Below are 19,127 nucleotides of genomic sequence, written 5' to 3'. Positions count from 1 at the left end.
ACGCCTCCCCGGCCGAACCCCGCCCCGATCCGTCACCAACCTCTACCGCCACCAACAACGGATCACACCCCACACCAGGAACTATTTTCCCAGCTCAACACCCATGTTCGGTTGAGCAACAGGCACTCAAGCCAGAGCACCAAGCCCGTCGAGACTCAGCGACATAGGCTCATCCGGCCCCAACTCGCCCCACAGCTCGGCGTCAGCTGGATCCGGACCGATCCACGCCACCGCCGTGCCATCCACGCGCACAGCCAAACTCACGCCGTACAGCTCGACCGCCAACCTCAAATGCTCGGGTGCCGCCTCACTGCCCGCCACTTCAAGCAGGGCATCAGCAAGCCACTCAGCCCTCCTATGTGCGCGAACATAGTTCAGACCCACTCGGTACTCCCAGAAATCCGGATGCACCCACCAAACATCCATGCAGAACCGACCTCCCCCGAAACGGACCAACAGACCGCACCGAGGTATCAGAGATCGAAGGTGTCGCCTCGTCCCGATACCATCGGTACCGGGTCTGTTGACCCGCCGGGCCACCCCGCGCCTTTAGCGAGAGGTGGGGTGGCCCGGCTCGGCAACACATGGGACCGGCCGCCCCTAGAGCCGCAGAACTCCACGACCGGCCCCATAAGCGACAACGGGAAAGCCCGCCACCGCCTTGCAGAACCCGGGCATGCCCCACGCACAACCGGACCCCACAAGCCCAACCCCCGGTGATGCCCGAGGCGATCCAGCACGCGGGGCGGGGGCGCCAGGCTGGGCCACCACCACCCCCGCCCCGCGCACAACGGCGCCGTGGACTCTGATCACGGCCCGCCCTCCACGCCATCCAGCAACGGCGCGGGTCCCAAACAAGCTCTTGACGATCACTGGTGAACACCGCCTTTAGCCACGTACACCAGCAAAATCGCGTTCACCGTCACCGACGACGCCAACCCGGCGATCATCAGCAGCCACCGGGTATAGCCCCGAGGCTCGCCAGACTCGGCGTAAGACACGCCCGACACGTCGTTCTCCTGCATCGTCACGACGCCACCGCCGTCAAGCTCGGAGGCCAATCGCCCGCCCACACCGGCCACGACGGCTCCCTAACGAAGGTGGACGGATACGACTCCAACCCGACCCAATGAACCCGGAAACGCGGCGCGTTCGCACGACGAAGATCCCTATCCAGCACCGTCCAGTTCTCCAGCCGACGCCACGTGGTCTCATCCACCCGCACATACGAGCCGCGCGGAATCTCATGCAGCGGCACTGGCGCACCACCGTTCAACAACGGCACGACTACACCTCCACCGTCTCCGACGCCGGGGCAGGACTTGGGAACGTCGGCCGTCCGCGACACCACGCCAGCCATACATCACGCGGGAACTTGGCGTACTCCGACGCCCGCCCCGGAGCCGCAAGCGTGAAGAAGAAGACCACGTAGTCAGCCGTGATCGTGCGACCGAGAGTCGGACGCCAAGCCGCCGGGTCCGCAGCCTTCTCCACCAGAGCCAGCCACACCTCGTCCGGCACCTCACACGCGAGCCGCGCCGTAGCGCCAGGAGGAGCGCCGACCGGAAGCTCCGGTTTCGCCTTCCTCTGCATCACTATCACCCTTCGTAGTGCTTCTGACTGGTGCACGGCTCAACGTATACGTAGCTACGTATACGAGTCAACCACAGTCGTATACGTAGCTACGTATACGTTGGCTCGTATACGCTGGACTGCACGGTGAAGGTGGTGGACGCGTGGCGCGTGCCCAGACGAAGGGATCATGGTCAAATGACAGAACCGGCCTACGTTGCGATTGCAGCTGAGTATGCGCGACGTATTCTCAGCGGGGATCTTGCGCCCGGCACGCCGATGCCCAGCCTCGTTGAGATCTCCGAACAACACGGCGTGTCCGACATCGTCGCTCGCAACGCGATCAAACTTCTGCGAAGTCAAGGACTTGTCCGATCGGTCCATCGGCGAGGCAACTTCGTCGCCGATCGGACCGGCCTTGTCCGAGTATCACCCGAGCGTCAGACCGAGACCGCCGAGGCAACGTTCAGCCACGAATCCGCTGCTCGCATGGTCGTTGAGCGCGAGGAGACGTCGGAAACGCCAACTCCCGACTTGGCGGATGCTTTCGGGATTGAGCCTGCTGACGGCGTCTCGCACGTCATCACCCGAGCCTCAGAAGACGGACGCCCGGTGTCAATCTCGGACACGTACCAGCCGTCCGGGATCTCTGGCGTCAACGACGGCAGAGGCTTCGATCTCGAAGAGACGCTGAAAGATCAGCTTCCTGCGGGATCGCATGCGGCTTGGCTGCGTACCCCACCTGGCGTCATGGTCAAGACCATTCATCAACGGTTCTTCGACGTAGACGGGCGGTTGATTATGATCTCGGATATCTCGTATCCGCTGGATCGCTACGCGGCGTATACGTTTCGAACGTCAGTCAGGCCGACGACAAACTGAGCGTTGGTCGTGGAAGTGCTGACGTTATGACACTTGGCAGGCGTTATCGGCGGACCCAAGCCTGTGCTACGTCTGCCAAGTTCCACCATGAGACGAAGGCCGGGTCCGCAGACTGCAATACCCAGCCTTCCGTCAATGCGTCAAAGAATGCGTCATCTCCGGTTTTCCCGCCCTTGGGTTCACCCACGAAGATCAGCTGCGTTCCACCCGAACTCTCGAACGAGTTGAGTGCTGCGGACGCCATCGTGTTGCCCCAGCCAGGAGGCCAGCAGAGAAACAGGACACTGTCGGAGTGGTCTTCAAACTGGTGCCCGTCGATGTGGGATACCGGGTGCCAGATATCGTCCTGGCCAGCCGCCTTGGGGAACGAGACGTTCTCGCTCGTGTCAGGTGGCTCAAGTTCGTACGCGGTGACCGCGTGGCCGGCCTGGTCGAGTTGGCTCGCCCAGTAGCCGCGCCCAGCACCGAGTTCTACTATCGGCCGGTCAGCGCAGATACCCGACATCCACTCGATCGTTTCGGGGGATGGGATCGCGTAGGCGTACGTGGCCTGCAAAGTCATCTGAGCGAAGGCCAGACGAGCGCTCCCATTCGGATGGCCGCCGTTGACCACGCGTCGCCCGTCCAGCTCTGATACTGACGGTGCCACGATCTCCCAGTACGGGTTCTGGCTCTCCGCTCGGCCCCCGGTCATGAAGTGCAGCAGCCGGACATCAAAGCTTGCATCCGCCTCGCTATCGCCCGTACCTGCCAGCCCTACCGCAGCGTCTAAGTACCGTGCTACCTCGGGATATTCGGTGCCTAGTAGTTGCTCGTCACTCAGGTAGCTCCGCAGCTGTTCACGGCGTTCTTGTGTCAAGGCCAGTTCTGCCACGACTGCACTCTAACTACGATGCCGCGAAGGCGTCCGGCCCGGACACGAAACTGGGATCGACGTGTGTTGCCAAGTCGAGGCCTGTCGCCTTGTTCGCCTGTCGCCTTTGCCGACCAGGGCGATGCGCATGGCAGACCTCCGTGCGTTCTACATGAGATGGCCTCGAAAACCATTTTCATTAACGTTACGCGGCGAGTGTGGCCTGCCGCGTGCTGCGGAGTCAACCTGCGACCGCCCGATAGGGTGGTCCTTGCCGTCTACCTGCGTCTTCCGTTTGCGAATCAGCCATCTACGTAGGAGGGTAGCCGCCGCTACGGTGGCGCCTTCTCCAGACGTCGAGGGCGCTACGCTAGCCCTCGCCCTCCTCCGAAGACACCTCCTCCGCTCTTGAACCGCGTGGTCACCAGAACAGGCCAACAACTCACGTCCTGCACGTGGTTTGCCTGTGGTCCGGTCCGGGGCGGCCCGAGATTTTAGCCACCTCCGTGCACGGGGACCCCACCTGAAGTGCTCTGAGGGGGCCTGGGAGTGCCAACAACGGGCAGGCTACGAACCTGCCCTCCCTGCCTGGCCAGCGTAAGGCCCCCTCAGAGCACTTCAGCCCCGCACACGCAGGACACCGGCCAAAATCTCAGCCCGCCCCTTGTGCGCAACGTCGCGTCGCGCTTTTGGTCAAAGGGCCAGGCCAGCGGTATCGAACTTAGATACATTCGCACATGGGTTGCCGACGCGACCGTGGGGAACGGACCGCACCACCTCAGGGACCGCCGCCGCTGAGACTCACCCGGCCACCCGAGGGAACCGCGCTAGTTTCCCTGAGGTTGCCGAGGCCCGCCGGAGGCCCGGCTCTTCACCATAGCTCTTGACCTTGACCTTGATCTTCAGCTCTTGATCTTCGGCTCTTGATCTTGCTTGTGTCGTTGATCTTGCTGTTGATCTGGCCTGTGTCCTTGCTCTGACTTGCTGGAGTTGAAGAGGCCTGAGGTGCGGCGGGGTTGTGAACGCGGAAACCGGCAGCCGACAAACACAACTCGCCACCCCGAACCCCGAACCGGCACAACTATGACCGAAGGCCGTAAAAATCGCCTTTCAACCCACACCCCAACCGCAACCTGGCCCACAAACTCCAGCCCCGGCAAACTCCACCCGCCGACGGATCCCGCCCGCCGATCGGCACGTCGCGGACCACATCGCGAAAGCTCCCGGGCAAACGTTGCCTGGCACGGCACTACCGATCGGCGCTCGCGCTTGTGAGGACCCTGCGAACGAAGTCGAAGCCGGGCAGCACGCGGAGGCCCTCGTCGTGCAGGGACTTCAGGGTCGGATCGTCGCCCGGGTCCAGGCTCACCGCCTCCTCCCACAGCGTGCGTTCCACCGCAGTCCACGCGGGGCGTTCGTGGACCTCGATGTCGACGAATCCGGCCTGCGCCAAGCCGGACCGGGTGTCGACCACGCGGAGCAGGTTCGGGACGCGTTCGTCGGTGGGGTCCAGGGCTTCCCAGGTCGTGAGCGCGACGCGGCCGCCCGGGGCGAGTACGCGGTGGATCTCCTGGAACGAGGCGGCCTCCGGTTTGAACTGGATCGAGTCGACGATCACGACGGCGTCGACCGACGCGTCGGGCAGGCCGGTGGCGGTCAGGTCGCCGACGCGGTACTCGGCTTCAGCGCCCCACTGTCGCGCGAGCGCTTCGGCCTGGGTGATCGCCTCTTCGGAGAAGTCGACGCCGGTCAGCTTCGCGCCGGTCCTCGAGGCGATCTCCAGGCCGTAGCCACCGCGTCCGCACGCGAGGTCCAGCAGCCGGCCGCCCTGCGGCAGGCGCAGGGCCTGGACCACGTCGGCGATGCCGTCCCAGGCCAGCAGGCTCGACGACAGCAGGAGCGGCGGCAGTCCCAGATGGGCCCGCTTGACCTCGTCGCCGGCCGACTGCTCGGCCATGTCCGCGTACCACTGGTTGAAGTCCTCGGCCGACGGTGGTTTCCGCTCGCTCATTTACGCCCCCATGGTTTGGTCACCGAGATCGCCACATTGGCAAGATATACGCAGGTTGCCACACTGGGGATGATCACCATGCTGGACCGCAGGGATCCCAGGTGCATCTGTGCGATCGTTCCGACCGGATGGGTGGCGGCGACGTGCGCGGCCTGGTCCAGGCGGGCCCGCAGGGCGAAGATCGAGGCGGCGGCCGCGGCCAGGGTGAGCCAGAACTTCACCGTCACCCAGCGCCAGGAGAACAGTCGCCAGGGGGTGGCCAGCGAGAGCCACAGCCCGGACAGCAACGCGGCCAGACTCAGCGGGATCACCAACGTGTCGCCGAGGATCTTCATCGCCCGGTAGGCCGCGCGCACGGTGTCGGCGTCGTTCGTCAGCAGCGCGGTGACGGCCATCGCCAACAGGCACAGCGTCATCCCGAGCCAGCTGACGGACACGGCCACATGCACGCAGACCAACGCCTTGCGCGCCCTGCTCCCCAGGCGTGGCAGCACCGTGTCTTTCTTCACGGCAAGCAAGGGCGGCACGCTCCTATCGGCTATCGGCTATCGGCTGGCGGCGAGGTGGGGCCGGGCGTTCAGCTCGGCAGGCTCATGCTCTCGGCCGGGGAGCAACGGGCACATCCGCTGTCTGAAGACACCGTCGCTACTGCGGCGGCAGTACGGCTGAGAAGGCGGCGGGGTCGGTTTCGGCGAGGCGGGTCGGGCGCGGCGGTGATCAAGGCGCCTGTCCAACCGTTGTCTGAACTTTTAAATCCGCCCCCTGTGATGGTGTTCACCTTAAATTGGTTAGCCAGAGCCAGCTGATGCCTTAGAATCGTAAGCAACGAGATCGGATCCGATGGATTCCTAAGGAGAAAACCATGAACAGCGAAGTCGTGACCGGCCGCCTGCAGATCGCCGCCGCTCGGCGCAAGGCTGAGGCCGAGCGTGAGCGCCGTACCCGTCCGGTGGAGACCGAAGCCAAGAAGTGACTCGCATGCGCCCGTTGAAACCGCGTGGGCCGGGTTCGAGCCCAGCGGTACCCCCGAGTAATGCCCCTGGCAGTAAGACCAGCCAGGGGCATTGCCTTTCGCTTGCCCGCAGTGGGGCGTCCCGTCGATCGCTGGCCGGGCGCTTTCGTCAGCCGGGTTGCCGTCCGGAGCCCCTGGGGCCGACGCTTGTCGCGTGAAGAGGCGAATCAGCACGCTGCGATCAAGGTCCTCGCTCGTCGGTGGTGTCCACGCGATCTGTGACGCGTACGTGGACGAATACGCCCGGCTGTATCCGACTGCGGCTACCGAGTTCGGGATCCAGGGCCACGACGCCACGCTGCCCGATCTCTCCCCGGCTGGGCATGAGGCGCGGGCTGAGCTTGCTCGGCGGGGGTTGGCCGCGATCAGTGCCGCGCGGCCGGGTGATGACGGTGAGCGGGCCGCGCGTGCGGTGTTCGCCGAGCGCATGCGGGTGGAGGTGGACCTGCACGCGGCCGGGCTGCCGGGTTCGGCCTTGAACGCGACGTGGTGTCCGGTGCAGGAGGTGCGGCAGGCCTTCGATCTCATGCCGACTTCGACCGCCGAGGATTGGGCTGTGATCGCCGCGCGGTTGGCCGCGGTGCCGGCGGCGTTGGCCGGATATCAGGAGTCGTTGACAGCGGCGGCGGTGGGGGCGTCAGGGTCGGGGGCGGAAGCGGCCGGGCGCGTGCCGGTGGTGCGGCAGGTTGAGCAGGTGATCGGGCAGTGCCGGGAGTGGGCGGGGATGGACGGCGGCGGGTCGGCGTTCGGGGAGTTGGCCGTCGGCGCCGAGCAGGTGGCCGGTGTCACCGCCGCATTACGGGCGGATCTGGACGCCGGTGCCATGGCCGCGTCTGCGGCGTACGCGGAGCTGGCGCGCTACCTCCGCGAGGAATCGGCGCCGGGGGCGACGGACGTGGACGCGGTCGGCGAAGACGTCTACCGGCTGTGGTCCCGCAAGTACCTCGGCGCGGAGGTGGATCTGCGCGAGGCGTATGAGTGGGGATGGAGCGAGTTCCAGCGGATCCGCGAGGAGCAGTCTGCTGCCGCCGGGCGGGTCGTGCCGGGTGGTTCGGTTCGGGAGGCGGCCGAGGTGCTCGACGCCGATCCGCGCTATCGCGTCACCGGTGTCGATGCGTTCCGGGACTGGCTGCAGGAGCGCGCTGATCGAGCGCTGGCTGATCTGGCCGGGGCGTACTTCGACGTCCCGGATGCTTTGATGCGCCTAGAGTGCCTGATCGCGCCGCCCGGAGGGGGAAGCGGTGCCTACTACACCGGACCGGCGGACGACCTCAGTCGTCCGGGGCGGATGTGGTGGAACGTGCCGGCCGGCAAAGAGGTGTTCGCGACGTGGCGTGACCTCAGCACCGTGTACCACGAGGGCGTGCCGGGGCACCATCTGCAGATCGGTACCGCGGTGACGACACCGGGCCTGAACCGCTTCCAGCGGCTGCTGTGCTTCATCGACGGGCACGGCGAGGGGTGGGCCCTGTATGCCGAGCGCCTGATGCAGGACTTCGGCTTCCTTGATGACGGCGAGCTGCTGGGCATGCTGGACAAGGCGCTGTTCCGGGCCGCGCGCGTGATCGTCGACATCGGGCTGCATCTGGGGCTGCGCATTCCGGGCGGCGCCGGCTTCCACGAGGGTGAGGTCTGGACGCCGGAGCTCGCGGTGGAGTTCCTGAGCAGCAGGACCCTGATGGATGCGCGACGCGCGACGGCCGAGATCGACCGGTGCCTGGGGTGGCCGGGTCAGGCGCCCGCCTACAAGCTCGGCGAGCGCCTGTGGCTCCAGCTGCGCGAGGAGGCCAGGGCCCGCGACGGGGCCGGGTTCGAGCTGCGGCGGTTCCACATGGACGCGTTGCGGGCCGGTCCCGCGGGGCTGGACACGCTGCGGGACCTGGTGCTCGGTCGGCTCGGCTGACCAGGGCGGAGACAAGCGAGAGTGAACCGGCCAGGCGCGTGCCAACCGGTCCAGGCGCGAGCCAGCCGGTCGGGCGCAGGCGGGCAAGCGTCAACCGATCGCCAGCGCCGCGAGCGCCGCTCGATCCACCTTCCCCAGCGCGTTGATCGGCAGCTCCGGCAGCCACACGACATGCCGGGGCACCATGTGCGCCGGCAGCCGCTCCCGCAGCCGGTCGCCGACCACCGCGCCGAGGCCGCTGTCGCCGACGACGAAGGCGACGATCGCGGCGCCGCCCGGCGCGTCCGTTCGGAGCAGCGCCGTCGCGTCGACCACGCCGGGGCAGTCGCGTACCGCGTGCTCCACTTCGCCGAGCTCCACGCGGTAGCCGCTGATCTTGACCTGGCTGTCGATGCGGCCGCGATAGACGAGGTCGCCGTCCTCGTTCTGCTGGACCAGGTCGCCGGTGGCGTACATGCGCTCGCCGGAGGTCGGTGCGAAGGGGTCGGGGACGAATGATTCGGCGGTACGGCCGGGCAGGCCGAGGTAGCCGCGGGCGAGGCAGACCCCTGCGACGTACAGCTGGCCGGACTGTCCCTGCGGTACCGGCGCCAGCTCTTCGTCGAGCACGTACAGGCGCACGCCGCGGAAGGCCGAGCCGATCGGCACCCAGGCCGGCGTCTTGTCTGTGCAGCTGTACCAGGTGACGGCGACCGTGGCCTCCGTCGGGCCGTAGCCGTTGGCGACGACCAGCGACGCGTGGTCGGCGAAGCCGTCGCCGTCCAGCTGTGAGCCGCCGGTGAGCAGCAGGCGCACCCCGGCCTCGGCCAAGCGCGGCACCAGCGAGCGGCCGTAGGGGCCCAGGACCGCGGCCGGCAGATCGACGATGGTGGCCGCCAGTTCCCGGGCGGTGGCCGCGATCCGGCCGATCGGCAGCTCGGAGCGGTCGGGGATGGCCACGGTCGCGCCGCAGCACAGGGCCATCAGGCAGTCGTGGACGGTGATGTCGGCGGTGAGCGTGGTGGTCCACAGGATCGTGTCGTCGGGCCGGATCAGGTCCAGCTCCAGGATCGAGGCGAGGACCAGGTTGAGGATGCCCTCGTGCGGGATCCCGACGACCTTCGGGCGGCCGGTGGAGCCGGAAGTCGTGATGACGTAAGCCAGCTCCTGCGGTCTGGGCTCGCCCGGGGAGGGTAGCCGAGCCGCGTCGCCATCGCGGTTCTCGAGTCGGTCGGCCGGCTCCGGATCGACGACGAGTTCCACCTGCGAAGTCCAGTCGACCGGCGCCTCGACCAGCGTCAGCAGACATCCGGCGTCGGCCAGCACCTCCTGTTTGCGCCGTCCGGGGTCGTCCACGGCCAGCGGCAGGAAAGCGGCCCCGCAGCGCAGGACCGCGAGCATCCCGATCAGCGCGTCCAGGCCGCGGGGGAGGTGCACCGCGACGATCGTCTCGGGCCCGACGCCGCGGCGGCGCAGCCGGTCGGCCAGCCGGGAGGTGGCCTGGGCGGTCTCGGCGTAGGTCAGCGTACGGCCCGGGGTGCGGATCGCGGTGGCGTCCGGCTGGTCCCGGACCCGTGCGTCGATGAGGTCCAGGACGGTCTGGGCCCCGGCGGGGACCAGGCGGGAGCGGCCCGATTCGGCCACGGCACATTCCTCTCACATCGGGCGGTGTGCGGCCCGCCTCAGGGGCGCGCCGCACACCGCACGTATCAGATTTCTGTCGTCAGATGGCTGCTGTCAGGCCACTACTGTCAGGCCCACTGCTGTCAGGGCATTGTTGTCAGTGGGCTGTTAGTTCAGTACCGCGTCCACCGCTGCCGAGATCGTCGCCAGGTTCTGGAACGTCGCCTCCTTCAGCGCGTCCTGGGCGAGTTCGATGTCGAACTCGTCCTCGATGGCGAGCATCAGGCCCAGGCACGACAGCGAGGTCATGCCCAGCTTCCACAGGTCGTCGTCCTCGGCCGGCCGGCCTTCGGGCAGCGCCAGGTTGAGGTGCTGCACGACCAGGGTCCGCACGGCCGCCACGGTGGTCTGTTGCGCGATCGTCATTACAGCGCCCCCGTCCCGGCCGCGGCCGGCTGCAACCGGCGCAGGTAGCGGGCCACCCGCCGGCCGCCGACCAGGCTCCCCTGCGCGTACCAGAGGATGTCCGGCCCCAGCGCGTAGTCGGTCCCCACCCGCTCGTAGAACTGCGTGGCCATGTTCCGGTAGTAGTCGGCGATCTGCCGGGTGGTCAGCTGCGGCGCGGCCTGCGCGCCGGTCTCGAACCAGCCGGCGAGGTTGTGCTCCACGTACTCCTGGATCGAGCCCTCGACGGTGCGGGTGGCCACCGGTCGGCGGGTGGGCTGGAAGATCGGGTCGATGAGACCCGGCTTGCCCTGGAGTTCGTTGGCGACGTGCGCGGCCAGCAGCGGTGCGCAGTGGAAGCCGTCGCGGTAGGTGCCGGACATCAGATACAGCCCGGCGCGCGGCAGCCAGCCGATCAGCGGGAAGCCGTCCAGGGTGACCGGCCGGTTGCCGGCCAGCCAGCGCACCACCTCGTGGCTGGCGGCGCGCTCGTCCAACTGCTGCATCGAGTACTGGGCCAGGAACCGCACGTCCGCCATCCAGGTCGTGCTGCCGACCTCGTCGACCAGGCGGTTGGTGGCGCCGTAGTATTCGGTGCCGTCGGCCTGCGGGACGACGTGCAGGCCGCAGGCGAAGCCCCGGTTCGGGGTGCGCACGACGCTGCGGAACGGCTCCCCGCCGGTGCGGCGGGCGATCATGGCGAAGCCCAGACCCGCGAAGGTCGGGACCAGGTCCAAGTCCGGTATTAGGGTTTTGAGGACGCTCTCGCTGAGCGCGCCGGCCGCGACCACCACCTTGCCGGCCTCGATGACGTGGCCGTCGTCGAGTTCGGCCCCGGTGACCGAGTCGGAGTCGCCGAGCAGGGTGCGCACCGAGGCGTCGAGCAGGGTGACGCCGGAGGCCAGCAGGTCGGCCTGCAACGCGGTGAGCACGGCTCGGGCGTCCACTGCGCCCTCCTCCGGCAGCAGGATCGCCCGCAGCGCGCGGGTGTCGGTGCGCGGGTTGAAGCCGGGGATGTCGTGCGGGTCGCATTCCTGCCACGGCTTGCCGTACTCGGTCAGGGCATTGATGATCGCCGCGAGGTTGACGTTGTCCAACTCGGCGCCGATGGAGTTCAGCACCACGTGGGTCTCGGGCGCGGTGAGCAGCGGACGTCCGCCGGGGGCGTGTTCCTGGAGCGCGGCCAGCACCGCGGGCCAGCGCTCGTGGGCGGCGACGCCCAGTTCGAACCGGGTCCGGGCGGGCTGGGTCCGCAACGACTCGCTGGTGGCCTCGGCGAAGCAGCCCATCATGGCGCCGGCGGCCTGGCTGCCGCCGGAGGAGCGGTCGGCCGGGCCGACCACGACGACGGAGCCGGCGCCGGCGGCGCTGAGTTCGCGGGCCAGGAACAGCCCGAGCGCGCCGTTGCCGACGATGAGGACGTCGGCCTGTGCGGGCCGGACGTCTGGTTTCTCGATAGTGGCTGACATGGGAGTGGCACCTCCGCTTGGGATCTGACTGGGAATCACTGGTTGCTGATCCGGATCGGCTGCGCTTCCCGGCCTTCCTCCGGGTGGTGGTCGGGGCCGGTGCCGCCGGCCCCCTGTCGGTCAGCACGGCGCCGCGGCGGCAGGCACAGCTGTGCCGACCACAGCCCGGCCGCTCCCACGAGCAGCCAGAACACCTTCGTGCTGGAGGTGTAGACGAGCCCGCCGATCAGCGGGCCGAGGCCGGTTCCGGCCGTGATCGCCGCCGCGTAGAGGCCCTGGTAACGGCCGACCAGGTGCGGTGGCGACAGGCCGCCGAGGTGGGCGGCGGCCATGGAGGCGTAGAGCATCTCCCCGGCGGTCCACAGCACCACGGTCGCCGCCAGCCAGAACATCGAGTCGGCGAAGACCGTGAGCGCCAGCCCGGCTCCGGTGAGCAGGTTGCCCAGGAACAGGACGTACTCCGGGCGGCGCCGCGAGACCGCGCCGGTCAGCGGCAGCTCGCAGATCAGCACCAGCAGGCCGTTGAGGCCGATCAACAGGCCGAAACTCTCGGCGGACAGCCCGACCGAGGTCACGTGCAGCGGCAGACCCACCGTGGACTGGACGTAGACGAACTCTGCGACGAAGGTCATCGCCAGGAACCGGCGCAGGTGACGGTCGCGGAGCGCCGTGCGATAAGTCGGGTCGGCCGCTGTGTGTTCGGCCCCTGATCCGCTCCCGGCGTCCGCGTCCGCATCACCGTCCGCGCCTGTATCGCCGTCCGCCGCGCAAACGGCGGCGGCGGGGCGCGGGGCGTCGCGGACCAGGATCGCGGTGAGGATGCCGAATGCGAGGCTGGCCATCGCGTTGCTGTAGAAGAGCCATGCGAAGGACCGGGACGCGAGCAGGCCGCCGAGCACACCGCCGATCGAGGCCCCGACGTTCATCCCGAAGCGGAAGACCCCCGAGGCCGCCAGCCGCTGCTGGTGGTCCATGCCGTCCACGAGCAGCGCCGCCGCGGCCGGCCGGTAGAGCTGGGAGGCGACGCCGGTCAGGCCGACCAGCCCGACCAGCAGCGCCAGGTTGCCCACCAGCGGGACCAGCGCGGTCAGGCCCGCGGTCAGCAACGCGGACACGGTCATGGTCCAGCGCCGGCCGATGCGGTCGGCGAGGTGCCCGCCGAGCGTGGCGCCCAGCACGTTGCCGATCCCGGCGGCGCCCAGGACCAGGCCGGCGGCGCCCGCCGAGCGGTGCTTGCTGGCCAGGTAGAGCACGATGAAGATCGGCAGGAAGTTGCCCGCGCGGTTGACCAGGTTGCCGGCGCTGACGATCCAGACCCGCGGCGGCAGGTGCCGCAGGCTGTCGCGGAATCGGAGTTCGCCCTCGGGCGCGGTGTCGTTCACCGGCGGCCCACCGGCTCCGTCCGGATCGTCACAGCCGCCGCCAGCCGTTCGCAGTTCGCGATCGCCTCCCCGGCGTCCGCACCGCGCGCGATCACGTGGCCGACCCGGTCCTCGCTCCAGGTCAGCTCCGGCACCAGCGCCCCGGCCGCGACCGCGATCTCCAGCTCGACCAGCGCCGGATCCTCGCGCACCGCCTCGGTCCCGGTCACCTCGACCACCCGGCCCGGCGCCGGTGTCAGGAACCTGATGGCCGCGCCGCCGGAAGGCGCGGGCGACTCGGTCAGCGGCGGCACCAGACCGAACGGGACCCCGAGCGCGTAGCTGTCCATGTCGATCCCGTAGACCAGCTCGGCCAGCTCGCCGATCCGGTCCCCGCCGATCCGGTTGTGCGATTCGATGACCATCGGCCCGCGCGGCGTCAGCTTCAGCTCGGTGTGCGCCGGTCCGTCCCGCAGCCCGACCGCGTCCAGCAACGCGGACACCAACTGCTCGGCGCGCTCCAGATCAGGGCCCGGATGTCGGCTCGGCATCGAGTGCCCGAGCTCGACGAACCCGGCGGGACCGGCGCCGATCACCTTGTCGGTGACCGCGACGACCACGTGCCGGCCGTCGGAACTCAGCGTCTCGACGCTGATCTCCGGGCCGTCCAGGTACTCCTCCATCAGGAACTCTTCGAGCGGCCCGGCCAGATCGCGCGGATCGAGCAGGGCGCCGAGCTCGCGGTAGCGGGCCAGCACCGATGGCACCTCGGCTTCGGTGCGGACCGCGAGCACGCAGATGCTCCCGGCCTCGCGCGTCGGCTTCACCACCACCGGCAGGCCGTGACGCTGGACGAACGCGCGCAGATCGTCCTCGGTGCGTCCGACAGCGGCCGCGACCGGGCTCACGCCGGCTGCCTGGAGCCGCTGCCGCATCTGCCACTTGTCGAGCAGCAGCTCCACGGTCTCCGGCGTGGTGCCGCCCAGCCCGAGGGCCTGGCTGATGCGGGCCGCGGGCAGCAGACCGAGCTCGAACAGCGACACCACTTTCTGGAAGGGATAGGCACGATGCAGTGCCGATACCAACGGAAGCAGCCGCTCGACGTCGGAGTAGTCCAGCAGCAAGGCCTGGTCGACGTAGGGCCGGTGGGCCTCGCCATAAGAGCCCGGATATTGCAGGTAGACCACGCGCAGGCCGAGGGTCCTGGCCTTCTGGACGATCTTCGGTCGGCCGCCGATGACCAGGACGACCGGCTCGGTCGATGCTGAAGCAGGGCGCTGCGCCACACCGGCCGCCTCTGTTGTGGACTCTGTCGCGGATTCGGCCACGGATTCGGCCACGGATTCGGGTACGGGCTCGGCCGCGGGCTCGGCGGCCTCCTGGCGCACGTCGCTCACCGCGCCTCACCGTCCATCGCGCGGCGCAGGCTCAGCGGCCGCAGGTCGGTCCACTCCCGGTCGATCCGGGCCAGGCACTCCGCCTTCGGCCTAGGCGGTCCCTCGGTGCGCCATCCGGCCGGCGGCTCGCGGTCGGCCGGCCAGATCGAGTACTGCTCCTCGTGGTTCACCACGACCAGGAAATCCCGGCTCTCGTCAGCGAACATGCTGCTCTGTTCCCTCCTGAAGCGTCCAGATGAGGGCCTCGGGAAGCAGCGCCTCCCAGGCGGCGTAGGTGTGGCCCCCCGCGCCGTGCTCGAAGCGCACGGTGTTGCCTTGTTCGTCGAGCTCCACAGCGGTCTTCTGATTCGCCTCCAGGAGATTGAGTCCGTCGTCGAGGGTGAGGTCGGCTTCGGCGTCGCCGGCCGCCAGGAACAGCCGGGCCCGCGTTGAAGCCGAAGCCGGGCTCAGCAGGGGTCCGTCCGTCTCGTCTGATTCCTCTGGTCCGTCCAGTTCCGGGCCGAGCCGGTGTTCGCTCAACGGCCCGGACAGCGCCGCCGCCCCGGCGAACCGATCGGGCCGACGCAACGCGGCCCGCAGCGCCACCACCGCTCCCAGGCTCGCGCCGAGGACGACCGCGCGCTCGGCCCGCGATCGTGTCCCGAGCCAGGCGCGCAGGTGCGGCAGCAGTTCGTCGGCGAGGACGTCGGCGTACCCCGGATCGAGCAGCTCGGTACGGCGCGCCGAGGAGTCCGCCGGGCTCAGGAACACCGCCGCCGTCGGCCCGATCCGGCCCTCGGACGCCAGCCGGTCCAGCAGCGCGGGCAGCCGCATGATGTCCACGAACTCTGATCCGTCGGGGACGACCAAAGCATGCCCGACAACGGTGTCGGGGGCGCCCGGCGTGACGAACAGGTCCACCCGCCGGTCGCCGCCGAGCGCAGCGCTGTGCCAGCTCTGGCGCACCAGCCGGTGCTCCCGCGTGGCGGCGGCCAGATCGGGCGTGCTCGCCAGGGCCAGCGCCGCCGCGTAGGAGGCGGGCGTCCGGTGCTCCATCATCAGCCGCAGCGGGATCTCCCTGCCGAGGAGGTTCCGGACGGCCGCCGTCGCCCGCGGCACCATCAGGGAGTGGCCGCCGCTGTTGAAGAAGTCTGATTCGGGCGTGAGCGCGGCGCCCGAAACCTCAGACCACGCCCGCGCGACCCGGCTGACAAGTCCGTCGTCGCCAACGGTGCTGACCTGCTCTTCCGGGCGGTCGGCGACCCGGCTGATCGGGGGCAGTGCGGCCCGGTCCACCTTGTTGTGCGCTGTCAGTGGGATCCGCGGCAGCTCGATGATGTGGTCCGGAACCATGTACGCCGGTAGTTCGGTACGAAGGGCCCGGCGCAGCGCGTCCTGATCCATCGGCGCGGCGGGCTCGGTGGTCGTGGTGGGCTCGGTGGCCGTGGTGAGGTAGGCGACCAGGCAAGGACCGGTCTCCAACTCGGCGCGCGTCACGGCCGCCGCCGTGATGCCGGGCTGACGTAGTAGCGCGTGCTCGACCTCGCCGGTCTCGATCCGGAACCCGCGGATCTTCAGCTGCCGATCGGCGCGGCCCAGGAAGTCGATCTCGCCGTCGGGCAGGCGCCGCCCGACGTCCCCGGTCCGGTACATGCGCGATCCCGGCGGGCCGTAGGGGTCGGGGACGAAAGCCTGCGCGGTACGTCCGGGACGGCCGTGGTAGCCGCGTGCCAGGCCGGCGCCGGCCAGGTAGATCTCGCCGCGCATGCCGACCGGCGTCGGCCGGAGATTCCGGTCCAGGACGTAAACGCTCGTATACGGCACGGCATGGCCGATCGGCACGCGATGGGACGGGGCCGGACCGGCGAAGATCGTTGACAGCACTGTGTTCTCGGTCGGTCCGTACGAGGCGAGTACTTCGCATCCCGGTAGCCGCAGGCGCGCCTGGGCGAAGCTGCCCGGCCGCACCACGTCGCCGCCGACGATCAGCTGGCGCAGCCCGGCCAGCAGGTCGATGTCCCGCTCGACGAGCAGGTCGAGCTGCGGCGAGACGAGTTTGAGGGCGGTGACGCCGTGCTGCCGGACCACATCGGCCGCGTCCTCCAGCCATGTCCCGAGGGCGGCTATCGCGACCTGCCCGCCGTGGACCAGCGGCGCCCACTCCAGCACCGCCACGTCGAAGGTGAGCGGACCGGCTTGCAGGAACGTGTCGCCGGGGCCCACCGCGAGGTAGCCCGCCGCGCCGACGGCCAGCCGGCTCAGCGCCCGATGCGGCACCGCGACCGATTTCGGCTTCCCCGTCGAGCCGGACGTGGAGATCAGATAGGCCAGGTTGTCGGGCCGCGCGCGCACCGGGGCCAAGTTCGTCGCAGCAGCCTGCGACAGGTCCGGGACACCGCCGCCGAACTCCACCACGGACCCGAGGTCGGCGGGAAGCGCCGCACGCAGCGCGGGACTGACGACGGTCAGGATCGCCTCGGCGTCGGCCACCAGGAACCGGAGCCGCTCAGCGGGGAAGTCCGGATCGAGCGGAAGGTAGGCCGCGCCGCTCTTGGCGACCGCCAGCAGCACGACGGCCCGGTCCACACTGTGTTCCAGGCACACCCCGACGACCAGTTCCGGACCGGCGCCGAGCCAGACCAACCGCCGGGCCAGCCGGTTCGCCCGCTCGTTGAGTTCGCCGTAGGTCAGCTGTCCGTCGGGGGCGACCACCGCCGGGACGTCCGGATGCCGTGCGGCGCGGGCCTGGAAGAGTTCGACGACGGTCTCCGAGGGCGCCGGGATGGGATCATCGTGCCGATCCTGTGACTCCACAGCGGCGGCGTCCACCAGGACGAACTCATCCATCGGCCGGTCGGGCTCGGCGATCGCGTGTTCCAGCAATCGGAGGTAGCGCTCGGCGAGCGCGGCGATCGGCCCGCGGTCGAACAGGTCCGGCCGATACAGGAACGCGGCACGCAACCGGCCGTCGACCACCATCGTCGTCAGCGACAGGTCGAAGCGCGCGGTCTCCGGCACCCCCGGACGCCACCACGCCGGCGCGTTCTGCCGGCCGGTCAGGTTGGTGTGGTCGCCGCCGTGGTTCACCGCGACGTCGAACAGCGGGTGCCGGCCCGGATCCGAACCGGCCCGCAGCGCCCCGACGATCTCCTCGAACGGCGCGTCCTGGTGTGCGTCGGCTGCCAGCCACGCCTCGCGGGTGGCGGTCAGGGCCTGCCGGAAGGTGAGGCCGGGCGCCGACAGGTCGACGCGGACCGGGACGGTGTTGACGAAGAACCCGATCAGGTCCTGCAACGCGCCGTGCGGCCGATCGGACACGATCGCGCCGATCGTCACGTCGCCCTGCCCGGTGGCCTCGCCGAGCAGCCGGGCCAGGGCGGCGGTGACCACGATGAACGGCGTGGCGCGCGCCCCCCAGGCCAGGTCGGTCAGCTGCGCGGTGACGTCCGCGGGCAGGTCCACGGCGACGGTCGCCCCGCTCCCGTCCGGTGCCGGCCGCCGGGGCCGGTCCGAGGGCAACTCGGCCCGCTCCTGGCCGGACAGCGTCGTGCGCCACCAGTCGGCCAGTTCGGCCCGGCGCTCGGCTGTCAGGGCTCGTTGTTGCCAGGCGGCGTAGTCGCCGTACTGCACGGCGAGCTCTGGCAGGTCCGGCTCGCGGCCGGTGCGCGCGGCGTCGTAGAACTCGAACAAGTCGCGGGGCAGCAGATCCATCGACCAGCGGTCGGTGACGATGTGGTGCAGGACCAGGTAGAGCGCCGGCGGTCCGTCGTCCGGTTCGGCGGCCACCACCCGGAACAGCGGCGGCCGGGCCAGGTCGAAGGGCTCGGCACCGGCCCGGTCCACCGCCGCGCGCCAGTCGCCCCCGGCCCAGGTCACCGGGATCTCGACCGTGTCCAGGACGTGTTGCGAGGTGCGGCCGTCGGCGTCGGCGACGAAGGCGGTCCGCAGGATCTCGTGCCGCCGCACCAGCGCGGCCAGCGCGGCGTCCAGCGTCCCGGGATCCAGGCCGCCGGCGAACCGCCAGCCGCCGTGGATGTGGTACTGGTCGGACGCCGAGTCCAGCTGCCGCTGCCACCACAGGCGCTGTTGCCCGGCCGACAGCGGGTGGCTGCGGGCCTGGGGGTCGTGGGCCAGCGCGAAGGGATTTCCCGGACGGCGCTGGCGTCTCCGAGATGGCCGGGGCTGGTCGGCGGCGGACTCGCTGGACATGGCGGACTCGCTGGACATGGCAGAACCACCTCTTTGAGCGAGGGCAGGCGTATATGAGGTCTGCGCGGTACGCGAGCAGGCGAGCGCTCGGCGTCGGCGAGGGCTGGACAGGAATTGGACACGGCGCGCTCGCGCCGCGGCGAGGGTTCGCCGCGGGCGAATCAGACGTGCGTCATCGCCGCCCCGGAACCGGGGCATGAATCGGCGTCAGAGCCGAGAAAGGGATTGCTGGAAAGAGATCAGGCGGATCTGCGCCAACCGTTCCGGTCGCCGTGGATGAACAGCGCGGATCCGGAGTCGGTACAGACGAGGTGTGCGGCACTGGCCGTCATGAGATGGAGCCCCTCCCGTTGGCCGGGTTCGATATCGCGCAGGGCGGAATCGCAACCGTACCTTTCAGCTCACGTCCCCTTCCTATCAGAGGTCTGCTTTT

The 19,127-nt window shown here is 69.4% G+C and carries 15 protein-coding genes; 2 read left to right on the top strand and 13 right to left on the bottom strand.

The window, feature by feature from the left end; all coding sequences use genetic code 11:
• Positions 1 to 126: 126 nt before the first annotated feature.
• From KGQ19_RS14985 to KGQ19_RS14975, 3 genes are all read right to left on the bottom strand, one after another.
• The gene (locus tag KGQ19_RS14985) at positions 127 to 426 is read right to left on the bottom strand and encodes a hypothetical protein (protein ID WP_212009744.1); all 300 of its coding nucleotides are present in this window, start codon (positions 424 to 426) and stop codon (positions 127 to 129) included.
• 443 nt (positions 427 to 869) lie between these two features.
• A complete protein-coding gene (locus tag KGQ19_RS14980; RefSeq protein WP_212009743.1) occupies positions 870 to 1,082 on the bottom strand; it encodes a hypothetical protein in 213 nt (70 codons plus the stop codon).
• Between the two features lie 205 nt (positions 1,083 to 1,287).
• Positions 1,288 to 1,593: a hypothetical protein gene (locus KGQ19_RS14975; RefSeq protein ID WP_212009742.1), complete on the bottom strand. Its 306-nt coding sequence runs from the start codon at positions 1,591 to 1,593 to the stop codon at positions 1,288 to 1,290.
• A gap of 177 nt (positions 1,594 to 1,770) precedes the next feature.
• On the opposite strand from KGQ19_RS14975, the gene KGQ19_RS14970 reads away from it, so the two are divergent.
• A complete protein-coding gene (locus KGQ19_RS14970; RefSeq protein WP_212009741.1) occupies positions 1,771 to 2,454 on the top strand; it encodes a GntR family transcriptional regulator in 684 nt (227 codons plus the stop codon).
• Positions 2,455 to 2,497: 43 nt separating this feature from the next.
• On the opposite strand, the gene KGQ19_RS14965 is transcribed toward KGQ19_RS14970, so the two are convergent.
• From KGQ19_RS14965 to KGQ19_RS14955, 3 genes are all read right to left on the bottom strand, one after another.
• Positions 2,498 to 3,328, bottom strand: coding sequence for a hypothetical protein (locus KGQ19_RS14965; protein WP_212009740.1), 831 nt, complete (start codon positions 3,326 to 3,328; stop codon positions 2,498 to 2,500).
• A gap of 1,228 nt (positions 3,329 to 4,556) precedes the next feature.
• Positions 4,557 to 5,318, bottom strand: a complete 762-nt coding sequence (locus tag KGQ19_RS14960; RefSeq protein WP_212009739.1) for a class I SAM-dependent methyltransferase — start codon at positions 5,316 to 5,318, stop codon at positions 4,557 to 4,559.
• Complete coding sequence (locus KGQ19_RS14955) at positions 5,315 to 5,827, bottom strand: hypothetical protein (protein ID WP_212009738.1); 513 nt, start codon at positions 5,825 to 5,827, stop codon at positions 5,315 to 5,317. Before KGQ19_RS14955 ends, KGQ19_RS14960 begins: the two co-directional genes overlap by 4 nt.
• A 657-nt stretch (positions 5,828 to 6,484) precedes the next feature.
• Here KGQ19_RS14955 and KGQ19_RS14950 point away from each other — a divergent pair.
• Positions 6,485 to 8,233 carry a DUF885 domain-containing protein gene (locus KGQ19_RS14950; RefSeq protein ID WP_212009737.1) on the top strand — a complete coding sequence of 583 codons (1,749 nt, stop codon included), beginning with the start codon at positions 6,485 to 6,487 and terminating at the stop codon, positions 8,231 to 8,233.
• A gap of 90 nt (positions 8,234 to 8,323) precedes the next feature.
• Here the strand turns inward: KGQ19_RS14950 and KGQ19_RS14945 are convergent, their stop codons facing one another.
• The 7 genes from KGQ19_RS14945 to KGQ19_RS14915 all read right to left on the bottom strand — a co-directional run bounded on the left by KGQ19_RS14945 (position 8,324) and on the right by KGQ19_RS14915 (position 18,712).
• The gene (locus tag KGQ19_RS14945; protein ID WP_212009736.1) at positions 8,324 to 9,856 is read right to left on the bottom strand and encodes an amino acid adenylation domain-containing protein; all 1,533 of its coding nucleotides are present in this window, start codon (positions 9,854 to 9,856) and stop codon (positions 8,324 to 8,326) included.
• Between the two features lie 147 nt (positions 9,857 to 10,003).
• Positions 10,004 to 10,261: a phosphopantetheine-binding protein gene (locus KGQ19_RS14940; RefSeq protein WP_212009735.1), complete on the bottom strand. Its 258-nt coding sequence runs from the start codon at positions 10,259 to 10,261 to the stop codon at positions 10,004 to 10,006.
• Positions 10,261 to 11,748 carry an NAD(P)/FAD-dependent oxidoreductase gene (locus KGQ19_RS14935; RefSeq protein ID WP_212009734.1) on the bottom strand — a complete coding sequence of 496 codons (1,488 nt, stop codon included), beginning with the start codon at positions 11,746 to 11,748 and terminating at the stop codon, positions 10,261 to 10,263. Before KGQ19_RS14935 ends, KGQ19_RS14940 begins: the two co-directional genes overlap by 1 nt.
• A 35-nt stretch (positions 11,749 to 11,783) precedes the next feature.
• Entirely contained in the window at positions 11,784 to 13,130 is a 1,347-nt protein-coding gene (locus KGQ19_RS14930) for an MFS transporter (RefSeq protein WP_212009733.1), read from the bottom strand.
• On the bottom strand, positions 13,127 to 14,506 hold the full coding sequence (locus tag KGQ19_RS14925; protein WP_212009732.1) for an ATP-grasp domain-containing protein: 1,380 nt from the start codon (positions 14,504 to 14,506) through the stop codon (positions 13,127 to 13,129). Before KGQ19_RS14925 ends, KGQ19_RS14930 begins: the two co-directional genes overlap by 4 nt.
• Entirely contained in the window at positions 14,503 to 14,712 is a 210-nt protein-coding gene (locus tag KGQ19_RS14920; protein WP_212009731.1) for an MbtH family protein, read from the bottom strand. Before KGQ19_RS14920 ends, KGQ19_RS14925 begins: the two co-directional genes overlap by 4 nt.
• Entirely contained in the window at positions 14,702 to 18,712 is a 4,011-nt protein-coding gene (locus KGQ19_RS14915; RefSeq protein WP_212009730.1) for a non-ribosomal peptide synthetase, read from the bottom strand. Before KGQ19_RS14915 ends, KGQ19_RS14920 begins: the two co-directional genes overlap by 11 nt.
• Positions 18,713 to 19,127 lie beyond the last annotated feature (415 nt).

The sequence above is a fragment of the Catenulispora pinistramenti genome (genome assembly GCF_018274385.1).
In the GTDB taxonomy this organism is placed as follows: Bacteria; Actinomycetota; Actinomycetes; order Streptomycetales; family Catenulisporaceae; genus Catenulispora; species Catenulispora pinistramenti.
This window is presented reverse-complemented; position numbering and strand designations above follow the sequence as displayed.